This window comes from Blautia parvula (assembly GCF_020215665.1).
Classification (GTDB): Bacteria; Bacillota; Clostridia; order Lachnospirales; family Lachnospiraceae; genus Blautia; species Blautia celeris.
Map to the genome: position 1 here is coordinate 5,854,171 of NZ_CP084061.1, position 17,071 is coordinate 5,871,241.

Sequence of the window (17,071 nt, forward strand, 5' to 3'; positions counted from 1 at the left end):
CAGTGAAGTTGTTTGGAAAAAAAATAAAACATACATTTTTTAAGAGTCTGCGGTTTCGGATTCTGCTGATCCTCATAGTCATCGGCATTGTCCCCAGTATTATCGTGGAAAATTTCATTGTGAACAGTTACGAGAACCGGGCTGTGGATATCCGGACAGTCAATGTGAAGAATCAGTGTGATATTCTGGGCAACCAGCTTATGAAGGAGGATTATCTGAATCATCCGGAATCTGATGTGATCAATAACGAGCTTTCCATGCTCTCTGCCATTTACAACGGAAGAATCCTGATCATCAATGAGGACTTCCGGGTCATTAAGGATACGTTTGACATTGATGTGGGAAGATATGTGCTCTCTGAAGAGGTGATCCGGTGCTTTGAGGGGGAGAAAAATACGCCCCATTACGATAAGAAGAACTCCTATATAGAGCTGACAAGCCCTCTGACCATTCCGGGTAAGAAAAAGGTGAAGGGTGTCATGCTAATCAGCATTTCCACCAGCGAGATCGCGGACAGTATTGACATGCTGGAACAGAGGGGAAATCTTCTTCTCATTGCCATCTGTCTGCTTGTGGTGGTGCTGGGATATTTCCTGGCCGGTATATTGGTGAAGCCGTTTTCCAGGGTCACCAAGTCCATTGAGGATCTGACGGACGGGTATCTGGATGAGGAGATATCGGTGCCGGATTACACAGAGACGGAGCTTATCACCAACGCCTTTAATAAGATGCTGAGCCGAATGAAGGTTCTGGATGAATCCAGGCAGGAGTTTGTATCCAATGTGTCCCATGAGCTGAAGACCCCTATGACATCCATGAAGGTTCTGGCAGATTCCCTGGTGGGTCAGGAGAATGTGCCGGTCGAGCTGTATCAGGAGTTTATGCAGGACATTGCTGTGGAGATCGACAGGGAGAATAAGATCATCACAGATCTTCTCTCTCTTGTAAAGATGGATAAAAAGGCATCCGACTTGAATATTGCGGAAATCAATATCAATCAGCTTCTGGAGAACATCCTGAAGCGGCTAAAGCCAATCGCCGAGGCAAAGCAGGTGGAACTGATCCTGGAGAGCTACCGGCCTGTGGTGGCGGAGGTGGATGAGGTGAAATTAAGTCTTGCCCTGTCCAATCTGGTGGAGAACGGCATAAAATACAATTCGGAGGACGGATGGGTGCGTGTCACGCTGAATGCGGACCACAAGTATTTTTATGTGTCAGTGGCGGATTCCGGCATTGGTATTCCGGAGGAGAGTATTGACAGGATCTTTGAGAGATTTTACCGGGTGGACAAATCCCACTCCAGAGAGATCGGCGGTACCGGCCTTGGCCTTGCCATCACCAGAAATGCCATTGTCATGCACAGAGGCGCCATAAAAGTAAAAAGTGAAGAGCATAAAGGAACCACCTTCTCTGTGAGAATTCCTTTGACCTATATCGCGTAAAAGGAGGTGGCAGCGTTGAAGAAAATAGGACTTATGGGGATTCTTCTGCTGGCAGTGTGCGCTCTTGCAGGCTGCGGGGAGCAGGAAGGACAGGAAAATACAGAGAAAGCAGAATACAGTATGTATTATCTCTCACCCACGGAGGAATCGCTGGTGGAGGATGATTATGTACCGGAAGAGCGGGTGACTGCCAGTATGGTCAGCGAGATGGCAAAAAAACTGACAGAGCCTGTGGACAGTGATGATTATATGAAACTGCTTCCCGATGATGTGAAGATTCTGGAATATGAATTTGACGGGCGCGGTGTTGTGCTGAATTTTAACGATGCCTATGCAAAGATGAAAAATACAAGAGAGATTCTTGTCCGCGCGGGAATCGTGAAATCCTTTACCCAGATTCCGGGGGTCATCAATGTGACCTTTCTGATGGGTGGGGAGCCGCTTACGGATTCAAACGGCAATGTCTACGGCACGATGGACAAGGAAACCTTTGTGGAAAATGAGGGGGAGAACCCCAATTCCTATGTCTATGCAGATGTCAATCTGTATTTTGCCAACGAGGCCGGTGACAAGCTGGTGAAAGTGACAAACGGAGGCGGGTATTACAGCATTAATGTCCCGCTGGAGAAAAAAATCGTGGAGCTGCTCATAAAGGGGCCGCCCGGTGATTCGGATGCCAAGCCCACAATTTCCAAGGAGACCAAGATTTTAGGGGTGTCCATTGTGGAAGGTGTCTGTTATGTGAATCTGGACAAGACCTTTATGAACCAGAGTATGAATGTACAGCAGGAACTGCCTGTGTATTCCATTGTCAATTCCCTGATGGACGCCTGTAAAATCCACGGCGTGCAGATATCTGTGGAGGGAGAGACAAAGGTGACTTTCCGGGAGAGCATGAGCCTGGATAAGCTTTATAAGGCAGATTACAGTTTAGTGGAGGACGCGTCAGATGAGTAAACGGCCGCTTTGTGCCTTTGCCCTGCTTTTTATGGCGGTTATCTGGTGCCTGAGCCTGGCGGGAGTTCCCTTTTTCGGGAATGCTCCCCCGGTTCTGCCGGAGGGCTGCAGTCCGGACGGAGCAGTGCTGGAGGGCAGGGTTTATGAGACAAAAAACAATTCTTTTTATACCATTCTATATCTCAGACAAGTAAAAATTCTAAGTGATTCCAACCAATATTCCATGGAACAGGTAAAAGTAAATATAAAAAATGAACTGGCAAAAAGTACAGTGATGCCGGGTATGAAAGTGCGCCTTACCGGGGACCTGCAGCAGATTCCCCTGCCATCCAACCCGGGACAGTTCAATGAACGAAGCTACTATTACGCAAGAAAAGTCAAATGGTATCTGGAGGGCAGAAGTCTTGAGGCTGTTGGGGGGGATGCCCGGTCTTTCGACGCGCTGCGCTGTGAGGCAAAGGCTTTTCTGAAAGAGAAGATACTGCAGCTTGCGCCCGGACGCACCGGGGGGATTTTCTGCGCTATGATGCTGGGGGAAAAGCAGGAGATCGGCCGGGAGAACCAGATGCTGCTGAGGCTGGACGGAGTTCTTCACATTGCTGCCATCAGCGGAACACACCTTTCTTTTCTGGGATGGGGGCTGTACCGGATACTGCGGAAACTGCGTCTGCCGGTTCCCGGGGCGGGAGGAATCTCTGTTTTTCTCATGATACAGTACGGAATCTTCACAGGCAGCAGCGCTTCTGCCATGCGGGCAGTGATCATGTTTTCCCTGGCAGTTGGGGCAATGGCAGTGGGCAGGACATACGATCTGCTTTCCGCCCTGTCCCTCTCGGCAGTCCTGCTTCTTCTGGAAAGTCCCGGTTATCTGTATGACAGTGGATTTTTGCTGTCATTTGGAGCAATTCTGGGTTTGGCTGTGGTCTATCCGGCTTTTGTGGAAAAGAAAGAAGAAAGCAGGCTGGTTCTGGGACTTAAATCAGGTCTTGCCCTGCAGCTTGCCACCATTCCCATACAGATGTATTTTTTCTATGAACTGCCTGTTTTCGGGATTCTGGTTAACCTGCTGGTGCTGCCCACTGTGGGAATCGTGCTGGCGTCAGGCCTCTTTGGCTGTCTGTCCGGCCTGGCAGTTCCTCTTTTGGGGAGAATGCTGATGCTTCCCGGTGCCTTTCTTCTGGAAGTTTATCTTAAGATTGGTGAGTGGCTGCAGGGAATCCCCTTTGCGTCGGTGATCACGGGAAGGCCGCATATGTGGAAAATCATTGTGTATTATATTTTACTGGCTGTGTGGGTTCGGTATTGCCGGGGAAAGGAGCGGGGGGAAAAGTATAGAAGGCTGCGGTATCTTCCCGTGCTCCTGGGATGTTTCCTGCTGTTTGTAAATATTCCGGATGAAAAACTGCGCATCACATTTCTGGATGTGGGGCAGGGAGACTGTTCTGTCGTCAGGTTTGAAGGAAAGACATATGTAATAGACGGCGGCAGCAGCAGTGTATCCGGTGTGGGAAATTACAGGATTCTGCCGTTTTTAAAGTGTATGGGAATCAGAAAGGTGGATGGGATCTTTCTGTCGCATATGGATGATGATCATATAAACGGAATCGCGGAGCTGCTTGAAGCTGTCAAAAACCGGGAGACCTCTCTGCGGATAGATAAGATTTTTTTATCAGAGTGCGGGGAGAAACAGGAGAAGCTGGCGGAAATGAAGCAGACGGGAGAAAAAGCAGGCTGCCGTATTTTTTATCTGTACAGCGGGGACAGGATCAGAAAGGGAGAGATGGAACTGCGCTGTCTCTATCCCTACATAGATACAAAAGGGGAGAGCAACGAGAACTCCCAGGTTCTCAGATTGACCTGCGGGAAGTTCGGTGCGCTTTTCACCGGTGATACGGAAGGAAGCGGGGAGACGGCTGTCACCGGGATTCTGGAACAGGAACAGACAGCGTGCCAGCTTTTAAAGGTGGCGCACCACGGCTCCAAAAACTCCACATCCATCCGTTTTCTGGAGGCTGTGAAGCCTGTGGCAGGCATTATCTCCTGCGGGGAGGGCAACCGCTACGGGCATCCGCACAGAGAGCTGATGGAACGGCTGGAGGAGGAAAAGGTGGAGGTGTTTCAGACAAAGGATTGGGGCGCAGTATTTGTTGTGACGGACGGAAAAAGAACAGAAGTGTCTTTTCAGCATAAAAAATCCATGGTAAACTAGAATGTGATTGAAAATGCCGTCGGCAAGCTGTGCGTCATAATTTGTGGGGAATTTAACTTTGATGAGGGAGATGCAGCTTGTCGGAATAAAAAGGAGCATCTAAATGAAAAGTTTACAGGAAGACATAAAAAACCAGGATTTCAAGAAGGTCTATCTCTTCTGCGGAGAGGAGGCCTATCTGAAACAGCAGTATAAACATAGAATGAAGGCAGCGCTGCTGCCGGAAGACGACAGCATGAATTTTTCCATGTTCGAGGGAAAGAAGACAGAGCCGAAGAGTGTGATCGATCTGGCGGAGACCATGCCTTTTTTTGCTGACCGAAGAGTGATCATGCTGGAGGATACAGGATTTTTTAAAAACCAATGCACAGATTTGCCGGAGTATATGGCGGAACTGCCGGATTACCTCTGCATGATCTTTGTGGAGGATGAAGTGGACAAGCGGAGCCGGATGTTCAAGGCTGTGAAGAAATACGGCAGAATCGTGGAGTTTGCAAAGCAGGATTCCCAGACCCTGATGCGCTGGGTCTTAGGCATGATGAAACGGGAAGGAAAGAAGATAACCCAGGGGGATATAGAACTGTTTCTGACAAAGACGGGAACAGATATGGGAAACATAGAAAAAGAGCTGGAAAAGCTTCTCTGCTATACCATGGGCAGGGACGTCATTACAGCCGGGGATATTGAGGCGGTATGCACCACCCAGATCACAAACCATATTTTCGACATGATCAAGGCTGTGACGGAGAAGAAGCAGAAGCGGGCACTGGATCTGTACTATGACCTGCTCTCCTTAAAAGAGCCGCCCATGAGGATCCTCTTTCTCCTTGCCCGGCAGTTTAACCTGATCATGCAGGTGAAAGAGCTTTCCCGGGAGGGATATGACCAGCCTGCCATTGCCAAGAGGACCGGGCTTCAGCCTTTTGTGGTCAGAAATTATGCAGGGTATGCCCACAGGTACAGCACAGAGGAGCTGCGCGCCGCTGTGGAGGAATGTGTGCAGACGGAGGCAAAGGTAAAGACAGGATATATGAATGATGTGATGAGTGTGGAACTTCTGCTGGTGAAATTCAGCAGCAGCTAAGCATCCTGAACCGCTGCCGGCATCCGGCCATGAAAAGACGCTGCCATGGTCCGGATGCCGGTATTTTGCGGGATAAAAAAATCCCGGCTGATGACGGGCAGCCGGGATTTTAAATATTCTGTCTATATGATTAGAGTGCGTTTACAGCTTTGGATAATCTGGAAACTTTTCTTGCTGCATTGTTTTTGTGATAAACACCTTTGGATGCAGCTTTGTCGATAGTAGAGATAGCGTTCTGCAGAGCTGCTGCTGCTGCCTCTTTATCTTTTGCTGTAACTGCTGCTTCTACCTTTTTGATAGAAGTTTTCACTGCTGATTTGATAGATTTATTTCTGTCAGCTTTTGTTTTGTTTACTAAAATTCTTTTCTTTGCGGATTTAATATTTGCCAAACCGTACACCTCCAAAATTGTTTTCAATATTATTTTTTATTCGTGACAATAGGAAGACGCAGAACGCACTTTCTATCGTTTGTTATGGTTTTGTACCGGTTAGACACGGACACGCCGGTACCACATGCTTTTTTATTCTAGTTGATTTAATTGTAAATGTCAATACATAAAATCCCCCAAAATGCAAAAAATAGGAACAAATACCCCCGGAAAGGAAGGTTGGATATGGCTTTAGGAAGAATACGCACGGACCTGGCACTGGAAACAAAAGAGAAATTCGAGGAGGACAATGTGGAAATCCGAGGTGTGATCATCGAGGAGGACTACAATGAGGAGAAAGATATCCGCACCACAACCGTAAAAATTGAGACAGAGAACGGGGCAAAAGCCATGGGACGTCCTCAGGGTGTTTATATAACGCTGGAGGCTCCGAATATGTCTGTGCCGGATGAGGATTATCACAGGGAGATCTCAAAAGAGCTGGCAAAACATATCAGAAAGCTGGTTCCTATGGAAAAAGAGCTGACCGCCCTGGTGGTGGGCCTTGGAAACCGGGAGGTGACACCGGACGCTCTGGGGCCTGATGTGGTCTCCAATCTGCGCATTACCCGTCACGTGATACAGGAGTACGGAGTGCAGAGCATGGGCAGGGAATATGCCAACAGTATCAGCGGCCTGGTACCCGGTGTTATGGCCCAGACAGGCATGGAAACTCTGGAGATCATCAAGGGTGTGGTGGATGAGACGAAGCCGGATGTGGTGTTCGCCGTGGATGCCCTGGCAGCCCGCAGCACAAAACGCCTGAATCGGACGATTCAGATCACGGATACAGGCATCAATCCCGGCTCCGGTGTGGGAAACCACAGAAACGGGCTGAGTGAGGAAACTCTGGGCGTAAAGGTGATCGGCATCGGCGTGCCGACTGTGGTGGATGCAGCCACCATCGTGCAGGATTCCATGGCTCACCTGCTGGATACCCTGGAAGAGTCTGAGAAAAAAGAATTTCTGGAAGAAATGATCGCACCATCCCTCCACAGCATGTTTGTAACTCCAAAAGATGTGGATGAGACCGTGAAACGCCTGTCCTACACCATTTCCGAGGGACTGAACATGGCATTTGAGCAGGCATAAGGAAAAAGACACGTCCCTGTTTTTTCTCCGCAGACGCATAATTCATGTAAGTTGTCTCATATATAGATATGAGGTGATAGGGTGAAGAAGATGGATGATGGAAAGCTTCTGCGGATTGTGTTGTGGCTGCTCTTATGTGCTGTTGGAGCATATATTCTCATAAAAGGAATGTCTTTAGATAAAAAAACGCTGGTGAACATGTGCAGGGATGCCCAGGAGAAAGCCATAGAGGCATACCTGCCGGGAATCCTGGAGACGGAAGGGGTCAAGACCCAGACGCCTGTGGAGTGGCTCTGCAGCAAAGTGGAGGAACAGCTTCCGTTTCTGGGGACCATCCAGGCAAAGGAGATGGAAGAGACAGAGAAGGACCGGGAGACAGACAAGAAGATCATGGAGGAAAATTCCGATTTTCTTGAGGCAAAACTTCTGGAAGAAAACCAGGAGGCAGGCCCTGTGGGGTCCGGTGAGGAAAACACAGGGGGCGTGGATGCCCAGAGTGAAAACCAACAAAGCGCGGAAAATACGGAAGCTCTGCAGGATGCAGCCAAAGAGAATGCACAGACAGCAGACGCGGGTGATGGCGGGCAGGCAGAGGCTTCTGCAGCCAATGCCATAGTAAATCCCATTTCCCTTGATATGTTCCAGGATTTTGACTATGTGATCAGCAATTTTTATACCATTGACAAGACCACCAGCATCAACAGCGACCAGTTAAACGCCCCGGCCCTTGTGTCGGAGGATCTGAAAATGACAACAGGAAATGATCAGCCGCAGATACTGGTGTATCACAGCCATTCCCAGGAAGAATTCATTGATTCCAACCCGGGAGACCCCAGTACCAGCATTGTGGGGGTGGGAGAATATCTGGTTCGTCTTTTAAGAGATACATACGGCTATAATGTGCTCCATGTGACAGATACCTTTGACATTGTGGACGGAAAACTGGACAGAAATAAAGCCTACAACTACGCCCAGGATAAAATCAGCCAGGTGCTGGAGGAAAATCCCAGTGTGGAAGTGGTCATTGACCTGCACAGAGATGGTGTGCCGGACGACAAACACCTGGTTACGGACGTGAACGGGAAACCAACGGCCAAAATTATGTTTTTCAACGGATTGAGCCGCACCAACCAGAACGGGGATATTGAATATCTGCCGAATCCCTACATTCAGGATAATCTGGCATTCTCCCTGCAGCTTGCGCTTCAGGCAAAGCAGTATTACCCGGATTGGCTGCGCACCATCTATCTGAGAGGCTACCGCTATAATCTCCATCTGCGGCCAAAAGCCCTTCTTGTGGAATGCGGTGCACAGACCAATACCGTGGAGGAAGAAATGAATGCCATGGAACCTTTGGCGGACGTGCTGAATAAAGTCTTAAAAGGGGAATGAACGGCGAAGAAATGCTTGATTCCCCCTAAACCTTCGTGCTATACTAACATGGGCTTGTTGTGAAATGCAGGAAGCCCATTTAAAGTGTAAGAATAAGAAAGTAACCATATTCGTATTTTGAGAAGAGATAGAGAAAAACAATAGGAGGAATCAAGCAGTGGCAGGAGTTGACCAGAGTAAAATCCGTAATTTTTGTATCATCGCACATATAGACCATGGAAAATCCACCCTGGCGGACCGGATTATTGAAAAGACAGGACTTTTGACAGAGAGAGAAATGCAGTCCCAGGTTCTGGATAACATGGATCTGGAGAGGGAGAGGGGCATAACCATCAAGTCCCAGGCAGTCCGCATTGTCTACCAGGCAAAAGACGGAGAGGAATATATTTTCAATCTGATCGACACGCCGGGCCACGTGGACTTCAACTATGAGGTGTCCAGAAGTCTGGCCGCCTGTGACGGCGCCATTCTGGTGGTGGATGCCGCCCAGGGCATTGAAGCCCAGACTCTTGCAAATGTCTATCTGGCGCTGGATCATGACCTGGATGTATTTCCGGTCATCAATAAAATAGATCTTCCCAGTGCGGAACCGGACAGAGTGAAAAATGAGATTGAGGATGTCATCGGTATAGAAGCCCAGGATGCGCCTCTGATCTCCGCCAAAATGGGACTGAACATTGAGGAAGTTCTGGAGAAGATCGTGGAGAAAATACCGGCACCCGCCGGAGATGCCCAGGCACCTCTGCAGGCTCTTATTTTCGATTCTGTTTACGATTCCTACAAGGGTGTCATTGTGTTCTGCAGGATCAAAGAAGGAAGCGTAAAAAAAGGTACGAAAATCCGTATGATGGCAACCGGCGCTGTGGAGGAAGTAGTGGAAGTGGGATACTTCGGAGCGGGACAGTTTCTTCCCTGTGACGAACTGTCTGCCGGCATGGTAGGTTATATCACTGCCAGTATTAAGAATGTAAAAGATACCCGCGTGGGTGATACCATAACAGACGACGAAAACCCCTGTGCAGAGCCTCTTCCGGGTTACAAGAAAGTAAACCCCATGGTGTACTGCGGTGTATATCCCGCGGACGGCTCCAAGTACCAGGATTTGAGGGATGCCCTGGACAAGCTTCAGTTAAATGATGCCTCCCTGCAGTTTGAGCCGGAGACCTCTGTAGCGCTGGGCTTTGGTTTCCGCTGCGGTTTTCTGGGACTGCTCCATCTGGAGATCATCCAGGAGCGTCTGGAAAGGGAATATAACCTGGACCTGGTAACAACTGCCCCGGGCGTTGTTTACAAAGTGCACAAGACCAACGGTGAGATGATGGATCTGACCAACCCATCCAATCTGCCTGACCCCTCTGAGATCGAATACATGGAAGAACCTATGGTAAAGGCAGAAATCATGGTGACTACAGATTTCATCGGCCCTATTATGGATCTCTGCCAGGAGCGCCGCGGGCAGTATCAGGGCATGGAATATATGGAAACCACTCGTGCTCTTTTGAAATACCATCTGCCTCTCAATGAAATTATTTATGATTTCTTTGATGCCCTGAAATCACGTTCCAGAGGATATGCGTCCTTTGACTATGAGATGCTGGGATATGAACGCAGTGACCTTGTCAAGCTGGATATTCTGGTGAACAAGGAGGAAGTGGATGCCCTCTCCTTTATCGTGTTTGAAGGCTCTGCCTATGAGCGCGGCAGGAAGATGTGCGAGAAGCTGAAGGAGGAGATTCCCAGACAGCTTTTTGAAATCCCCATTCAGGCAGCCATCGGCAGCAAGATCATTGCCCGTGAGACCGTGAAGGCCATGAGAAAAGACGTGCTGGCGAAATGTTACGGCGGCGATATTTCCCGAAAGAGAAAGCTTCTGGAGAAGCAGAAGGAAGGAAAGAAACGTATGCGCCAGGTAGGAAATGTAGAGATTCCGCAGAAGGCATTTATGAGCGTTCTGAAGCTGGACGATAAATAGGATTTTGTAACGATTCAGCTAGCTGAATCGTTACGGGTATTCGCCCATTAAAAATCGCTTCGCGATGGGGCGAATATCTGCCGCCACTACTCTTTTGCACGGTCAGCGCAGTAAATGCGCAGACCTGACTGAACAGTTACAGAATTTTCAGAAATACAGGAGAAGACAAGATGAAAAAAGATTTGGGGCTGTATCTTCACATCCCTTTCTGTATACAAAAATGCGGATACTGTGATTTTTTATCCGCATCGGGAACCGGGGAGGAGAAAGAAGCGTATGTACAGGCTTTGGAAAAAGAAATCCGAAGCTACGGGGATTTTGCAAAAGGTTACAGGGTTTCCACGGTTTTTGTGGGAGGAGGCACCCCTTCCTGTCTGGAAGCGCCTCAGACAGAGCGGATTTTTCAGGCAGTAAGGGACACCTTTGATATAGAAAGAATGCCGGAGATCTCCATGGAGATGAATCCGGGCACTGTGACCCCAGAGAAACTGCAGACCTATAAAAACTGTGGTATCAACCGCCTGAGTATGGGGCTGCAGTCTGTCAGGGACAGTAATCTGAAGCTGCTGGGCAGGATTCATACCTACGAGGCGTTTCTGGAGAGCTATCATCTGGCAAGAGAAGCAGGGTTTCAGAACATCAATGTGGATTTGATCTCCTCCCTGCCGGGACAGACAGAAGCGTCCTGGAGAGAGGAGCTGGAAACAACCGCAGAGCTTTCCCCGGAACATATTTCCGTATACCAGCTCATTTTGGAAGAGGGTACACCCTTTTATGAGAAGTATGCCGGACATCCGGAGCTTCTTCCCGATGAGGAGACAAGCAGGGCTATCTACGAAGTGACCGCAGAGGTGCTTGCAGCGTACGGATTCCGCCAGTATGAGATATCCAATTATGCGAAAGAGGGCAGGGAGTGCCGCCATAATCTGAAATACTGGGAGCGCGGTGATTATCTGGGCCTTGGCCTGGGCGCTGCCTCCATGGTCAGGAACATCCGCATGAGCAATACCGGGGATATGAAAACATATCTGGAAAAATGCGGGGAACCGAAAACCATGCGCACAGACGTACAGTTTTTGGAGGAGCCTCAGCAGATGGAGGAATTCATGTTTTTAGGGCTTCGCAAGACAAGGGGAATCTCAAAAAAAGAATTTCGCCGGGTCTTTGGCCGGGATATTGAACTGGTATATGAAAAAGCGCTGGAAAAGCTTCTGTCAAACGGAATGCTGCTGGAAAAAAAGGACAGGCTGTATCTCTCAAAAGAAGGGGTACTTTTAAGCAATGCTGTCCTATCGGAGTTTCTCTTTGACTGATAAGTCAGGCGCGGGAGTTTGTGAACACAGGTTATAGAAATTTAATAAAGTTTTACAGTTTATCTCTGGAAAATTAATATAGAATGTGTCAGAATAAAGAAAGGAAATATATGTTGAAACGGCAGGTAATAACGGCCGTTTTGTATGACAGTGTGGGAGGGTATAATGAATATTTTATTTTTTCTCACTCCGAAGAGTGATGTGGCCTATATCTATGACACCTTCAGTTTAAGGCAGGTCTTGGAAAAGATGGAATATCACCGGTATTCATGTATTCCGATTATCGGGGAGAATGGAAAATATGTGGGGACGATTACAGAAGGAGACTTACTCTGGGGGCTGAAAAGCCGCGGCGACCTGAATTTAAAGGCTGCGGAGGAAATTCCGATCACTGCGTTCAAGCGGCGGGCAAATTATACGCCGGTGCGTGTGGACTCGGATATGGAAGATCTGCTGGACAAGGCTATGCGGCAGAATTTTGTACCGGTTATTGATGACCAGAAGAATTTTATAGGTATTGTGACGAGACGGGATATTATGCAGTATATCTGTTCTGAGCATCAGAATAAAAATAAGAAGGAGTGCAGAACCTATATTCAGCATGCGTCTGTGTGATGTAAATGTAAAAAGGCTTGCCGCGGGTAGCGGGGGCCTTTTTTGTAACTTTTTTTGTTTGGGGGAATTAAGGCGGACGGAAGGGTATGGGAGCGGGCCGGGGGAGGAGAATACCTGTGAACGAAGCGTTCCGCTGCCACGGAGCTAACCTGCTCCCATTTACTAAATTCATCGGCAAGGGCCTCTTCATTAAGTAACTGGGGCAGGTGGATCTCCGCGGCGCTCCACTAAGACATCGTTCACAGGTATTCTCCTCCCCCGGCCCGCTCCCATACCCTTCCTGGCGTTCGCTGAGCCACAGTTTTTTTTTTGCCGGATGTAACCGTTACACTTCGGCTTTGTATTTTTCCCTTCCGGTAGGGAAAAACAGGGATGTCGGAGGAGCCCCGCAGACTCCTCCGACATCCCGTCTACTCTGCCATTACAATAAATCTGTCTGAACATATGTTTGCAAATGTATAATGCATATGATATAATGGCAGGTAGCATAAAAACAAACATACATTCCCTGAAATTGGCAGCTTTCGGTCTCACGTGCAGTGGGTATGACGCTGTGTTGGGGGATGAGAATCTGATAGAAACTGTTGCGCTGATCACGAATAAGGAGATAAAAATGGCAGTAAGAAAACATGACAACCAATTTATCAAAATACGCGGAGCAAATGAGAATAATCTGAAGAATCTGGATGTGGATATTCCACGAAATGAGCTGGTGGTGCTTACCGGGCTGAGTGGTTCCGGGAAGAGTTCTCTTGCATTTGATACGATATATGCGGAAGGACAGAGGAGATATATGGAATCCCTGTCTTCCTATGCCAGACAGTTCCTGGGACAGATGGAAAAACCGGATGTGGAGAGTATTGAGGGACTTTCTCCGGCTATTTCTATTGACCAGAAATCCACCAACAGGAACCCCCGTTCCACGGTTGGCACCGTTACGGAGATATATGACTATTTCAGGCTGCTCTATGCCAGAATCGGTATCCCGCACTGTCCGAAATGCGGAAAAGAGATCAAAAAGCAGACGGTTGACCAGATGGTTGACCATATCATGGGTCTGCCGGAGCGGACCAAGCTTCAACTTCTGGCACCTGTGGTGAGAGGAAGGAAGGGGACTCACGCCAAGCTTCTGGAGCAGGCAAAGCGGAGCGGTTATGTGCGCGTGCAGATTGACGGCAATCTCTATGAACTCAGTGAGGAGATCAAGCTGGATAAGAATATTAAGCACAATATTGAGATCGTTGTGGACCGCCTTGTGGTGAAAGAAGGGATTGAAAAGCGGCTCACGGATTCTATTGAGAATGTGCTGAATCTGGCTGACGGCCTTCTCATTGTGGATACTATGGATGGAAACCAGATAAATTTCAGCCAGAGCTTTTCCTGCCCTGACTGCGGTATCAGTATTGATGAGATTGAGCCGAGAATTTTTTCCTTTAATAATCCCTTTGGTGCCTGCCCTGCCTGTTTCGGTCTGGGTTATAAGATGGAATTCGATGTGGATCTGATGATACCGGATCAGAGTCTGAGTATTGCCCAGGGCGCTATTGTGGTGCTGGGCTGGCAGTCCTGCACAGATAAAGGCAGCTTTACAAGGGCGATTCTGGATGCCCTTGCGGAGGAATATCACTTTGATCTGAATACGCCTTTTGAGGAATATCCGGATAAGATAAAGGACGTGATCATAAACGGGACCCACGGAAAAGAGATAAAGGTCCACTATAAAGGGCAGCGGGGAGAAGGTATTTATGATGTGGCCTTTGAGGGACTTGTGAAAAACGTGGAGCGCCGCTACAGGGAGACCGGTTCGGAGTCCAGCAAGCAGGAGTACGAATCCTTTATGCGTATTACCCCCTGCCCGACCTGTAAAGGCCAGCGTCTGAAAAAAGAAGCTCTGGCAGTGACAGTCGGGGATAAAAATATACATGAGGTTACATCCATGTCCATCCGCGCGCTGCAGGTATTTTTGAACGAACTGCAGCTCACCTCCACCCAGCAGATGATTGGTGAGCAGGTTTTAAAAGAGATTCGTGCCAGAGTGGGATTTTTGATGAATGTAGGGCTGGAATATCTGACTCTGTCCCGTGCAACAGGCACTTTGTCGGGTGGTGAAGCACAGAGGATACGTCTGGCAACTCAGATCGGTTCCGGCCTTGTGGGGGTTGCCTATATTCTGGATGAGCCAAGTATCGGTCTGCATCAGAGGGATAACGATAAACTCCTTGCCACTTTGAAGCACCTGAGGGATCTGGGAAACACTCTGATCGTGGTAGAGCATGATGAAGATACCATGCGGGAGGCAGACTGCATTGTGGATATCGGTCCCGGCGCAGGAGAGCACGGAGGCCAGCTCGTGGCGATCGGTACAGCGGAAGATCTGATGAAAAATAAAAACTCCATTACGGGCCAGTATTTAAGCGGGGCTATGAAGATTCCGGTACCTGAGGAGAGAAGAAAACCCAACGGCTTTCTGACCATACGGGGCGCTTCTGAAAACAACCTGAAAAATATAGACGTAAAAATTCCTTTAGGTGTCATGACCTGCGTGACCGGTGTTTCCGGTTCCGGCAAAAGTTCTCTGATCAACGAAATCCTATATAAGAGCCTGGCAAGGAAACTGAACCGGGCCAGAGTCATTCCGGGAAAACATAAATGCATTGAAGGGGTGGAGCAGCTTGACAAAGTTATTGATATTGACCAGTCACCCATTGGAAGAACGCCGCGTTCCAATCCCGCAACCTACACCGGTGTATTTGACCAGATCCGCGACCTTTTTGCAACTACTGCGGACGCAAAAGCCAGAGGTTATAAAAAGGGAAGATTCAGCTTTAATGTAAAAGGCGGCAGGTGTGAGGCCTGCAGCGGTGACGGTATTCTGAAAATTGAGATGCATTTCCTTCCCGATGTGTATGTTCCCTGTGAAGTCTGCCAGGGAAAACGTTACAACAGAGAGACTCTGGAAGTGAAATATAAAGGGAAGAGCATTTACGATGTGCTGAACATGACGGTGGAGGAGGCACTCACATTCTTTGAACACCTTCCGTCTATCAAGAGGAAAATCCAGACGCTTTACGATGTGGGGCTTTCCTATATCCGTCTGGGCCAGCCTTCCACGGAACTGTCCGGAGGTGAGGCGCAGAGGATCAAGCTGGCAACAGAACTGAGCAAGAGAAGTACAGGAAAGACCATCTATATTCTGGATGAGCCTACCACAGGTCTGCATTTTGCGGATGTGCACAAGCTTATTGAGATCCTCCGGCGTTTGGCAGAGGGCGGGAATACAGTGGTTGTCATCGAGCACAACCTGGATGTGATAAAAACTGCGGATTATATCATAGATATCGGCCCGGAAGGCGGCGATAAAGGGGGAACCGTGATAGCTTCCGGTACACCGGAGGAGGTGGCGGCGAATCCTGTCTCCTACACAGGTCGTTACGTGTCAAAATATTTGAATTGATTGCCCCTTTTCATTTCGGGACAAGTTGGGTATAATGAAGAATATCGGTGGGCCCGGGACAGACATCCCGGGCAGAACACTGATATCCAAATATAGAAAGGGGTATTCTATGGCAGCGACAGATATTGGAATCGACCTGGGAACGGCCAGTATACTGGTTTACGCAAAAGGAAAAGGCATTGTACTGAAAGAACCATCCGTAGTTGCATACGATAAAGATAATAATAAAATAAGAGCAGTAGGAGAAGAGGCAAGGCAGATGATCGGCAGAACACCCGGCAACATTGTGGCGGTGCGCCCCCTGCGCCAGGGTGTTATCTCTGACTATGAGGTGACAGAGAAAATGCTCAAATACTTTATCTCCAAAGCCATGGGCAAGAAAGCTTTCCGAAAACCCCGCATCAGCATCTGCGTACCCAGCGGTGTGACAGAGGTGGAGAAGAAAGCTGTGGAGGAAGCCACGTACCAGGCAGGCGCCAGAGAAGTGAACATCATCGAGGAGCCGATTGCTGCGGCCATCGGGGCAGGTATTGATATCACAAGGCCCTTTGGCAACATGATCGTGGATATCGGCGGCGGTACCACAGATGTGGCGGTGATCTCCCTTGGCGGGACAGTAGTATCCACTTCCATTAAAGTGGCAGGCGATAATTTCGATGAGGCTATCATGCGTTATGTAAGGAAGAAGCACAATCTGATGATCGGCGAGCGCTCCGCAGAGGATGCGAAGATCCAGATAGGAACCGTTTATCCCCATCCGCAGCCGAAGACTATGGATGTGAAGGGACGTGATACGATCACGGGGCTTCCCAAAAGCATAACCCTCACCTCCGAGGAGATCAGAGAGGCTTTAAAGGACGCAACGGTACAAATTATGGAGACCATACATGGAATTCTGGAAAAAACTCCTCCGGAACTGGCAGCAGATGTGGCTGACAGGGGTATTGTCCTCACCGGCGGCGGTGCACTTTTGGGTGGGCTGGAGACACTGATCGAGGAAGAGACAGGCATCAACACCGTGGTGGCAGAAGAGCCTGCTATGGCTGTAGCCATCGGCACAGGCCAGTACATGGAGCTTATGAGCAAGATAAACGGGAAATAAAACAAATGA

Annotated in this window: 12 protein-coding genes; 11 read left to right on the forward strand and 1 reads right to left on the reverse strand. The window is 48.8% G+C overall.

The annotated features are described in order from the left end of the window. The first annotated feature begins 8 nt into the window (after positions 1-8). The 4 genes from LC508_RS26605 to holA all read left to right on the forward strand — a co-directional run bounded on the left by LC508_RS26605 (position 9) and on the right by holA (position 5,692). Positions 9-1,442, forward strand: a complete 1,434-nt coding sequence (locus LC508_RS26605; RefSeq protein WP_054352300.1) for a sensor histidine kinase — start codon at positions 9-11, stop codon at positions 1,440-1,442. A gap of 6 nt (positions 1,443-1,448) precedes the next feature. Continuing rightward, positions 1,449-2,399 carry a GerMN domain-containing protein gene (locus LC508_RS26610; protein ID WP_225305269.1) on the forward strand — a complete coding sequence of 317 codons (951 nt, stop codon included), beginning with the start codon at positions 1,449-1,451 and terminating at the stop codon, positions 2,397-2,399. After that, positions 2,392-4,608, forward strand: coding sequence for a DNA internalization-related competence protein ComEC/Rec2 (locus LC508_RS26615; protein WP_103732530.1), 2,217 nt, complete (start codon positions 2,392-2,394; stop codon positions 4,606-4,608). The genes LC508_RS26610 and LC508_RS26615 overlap by 8 nt, the downstream gene beginning before the upstream one ends. Before the next feature lie 103 nt (positions 4,609-4,711). Next, complete coding sequence (gene holA, locus LC508_RS26620) at positions 4,712-5,692, forward strand: DNA polymerase III subunit delta (RefSeq protein WP_103732531.1); 981 nt, start codon at positions 4,712-4,714, stop codon at positions 5,690-5,692. A 130-nt stretch (positions 5,693-5,822) separates the two neighbouring features. Here the strand turns inward: holA and rpsT are convergent, their stop codons facing one another. Then, a complete protein-coding gene (rpsT, locus tag LC508_RS26625) occupies positions 5,823-6,083 on the reverse strand; it encodes a 30S ribosomal protein S20 (RefSeq protein WP_018598507.1) in 261 nt (86 codons plus the stop codon). 225 nt (positions 6,084-6,308) lie between these two features. Between rpsT and gpr the strand changes: the two genes are divergently transcribed. The 7 genes from gpr to mreB all read left to right on the forward strand — a co-directional run bounded on the left by gpr (position 6,309) and on the right by mreB (position 17,062). Continuing rightward, complete coding sequence (gpr, locus tag LC508_RS26630; RefSeq protein ID WP_033140199.1) at positions 6,309-7,214, forward strand: GPR endopeptidase; 906 nt, start codon at positions 6,309-6,311, stop codon at positions 7,212-7,214. Positions 7,215-7,304: 90 nt separating this feature from the next. Then, positions 7,305-8,606, forward strand: a complete 1,302-nt coding sequence (locus LC508_RS26635; protein WP_207727925.1) for a stage II sporulation protein P — start codon at positions 7,305-7,307, stop codon at positions 8,604-8,606. Between the two features lie 157 nt (positions 8,607-8,763). Then, a complete protein-coding gene (lepA, locus tag LC508_RS26640) occupies positions 8,764-10,578 on the forward strand; it encodes a translation elongation factor 4 (RefSeq protein ID WP_033140197.1) in 1,815 nt (604 codons plus the stop codon). Between the two features lie 170 nt (positions 10,579-10,748). Beyond that, positions 10,749-11,891, forward strand: a complete 1,143-nt coding sequence (gene hemW / locus LC508_RS26645) for a radical SAM family heme chaperone HemW (protein WP_103733258.1) — start codon at positions 10,749-10,751, stop codon at positions 11,889-11,891. Positions 11,892-12,056: 165 nt separating this feature from the next. Then, on the forward strand, positions 12,057-12,506 hold the full coding sequence (locus LC508_RS26650; protein ID WP_033143032.1) for a CBS domain-containing protein: 450 nt from the start codon (positions 12,057-12,059) through the stop codon (positions 12,504-12,506). 613 nt (positions 12,507-13,119) lie between these two features. Further along, positions 13,120-15,960, forward strand: coding sequence for an excinuclease ABC subunit UvrA (uvrA, locus tag LC508_RS26655; protein ID WP_033143076.1), 2,841 nt, complete (start codon positions 13,120-13,122; stop codon positions 15,958-15,960). 109 nt (positions 15,961-16,069) lie between these two features. Beyond that, entirely contained in the window at positions 16,070-17,062 is a 993-nt protein-coding gene (gene mreB, locus LC508_RS26660; RefSeq protein ID WP_018598499.1) for a rod shape-determining protein, read from the forward strand. The last annotated feature ends 9 nt before the right edge of the window (positions 17,063-17,071 follow it).

Bases quoted from the DNA above. Each gene is read 5' to 3' on its own strand.
- LC508_RS26615 (WP_103732530.1), top strand. From the start codon at position 2,392: ATGAGTAAACGGCCGCTTTGTGCCTTTGCCCTGCTTTTTATGGCGGTT.
- holA (WP_103732531.1), top strand. From the start codon at position 4,712: ATGAAAAGTTTACAGGAAGACATAAAAAACCAGGATTTCAAGAAGGTC.
- gpr (WP_033140199.1), top strand. From the start codon at position 6,309: ATGGCTTTAGGAAGAATACGCACGGACCTGGCACTGGAAACAAAAGAG.
- LC508_RS26635 (WP_207727925.1), top strand. From the start codon at position 7,305: ATGGATGATGGAAAGCTTCTGCGGATTGTGTTGTGGCTGCTCTTATGT.
- hemW (WP_103733258.1), top strand. From the start codon at position 10,749: ATGAAAAAAGATTTGGGGCTGTATCTTCACATCCCTTTCTGTATACAA.
- LC508_RS26650 (WP_033143032.1), top strand. From the start codon at position 12,057: ATGAATATTTTATTTTTTCTCACTCCGAAGAGTGATGTGGCCTATATC.
- uvrA (WP_033143076.1), top strand. From the start codon at position 13,120: ATGGCAGTAAGAAAACATGACAACCAATTTATCAAAATACGCGGAGCA.
- mreB (WP_018598499.1), top strand. From the start codon at position 16,070: ATGGCAGCGACAGATATTGGAATCGACCTGGGAACGGCCAGTATACTG.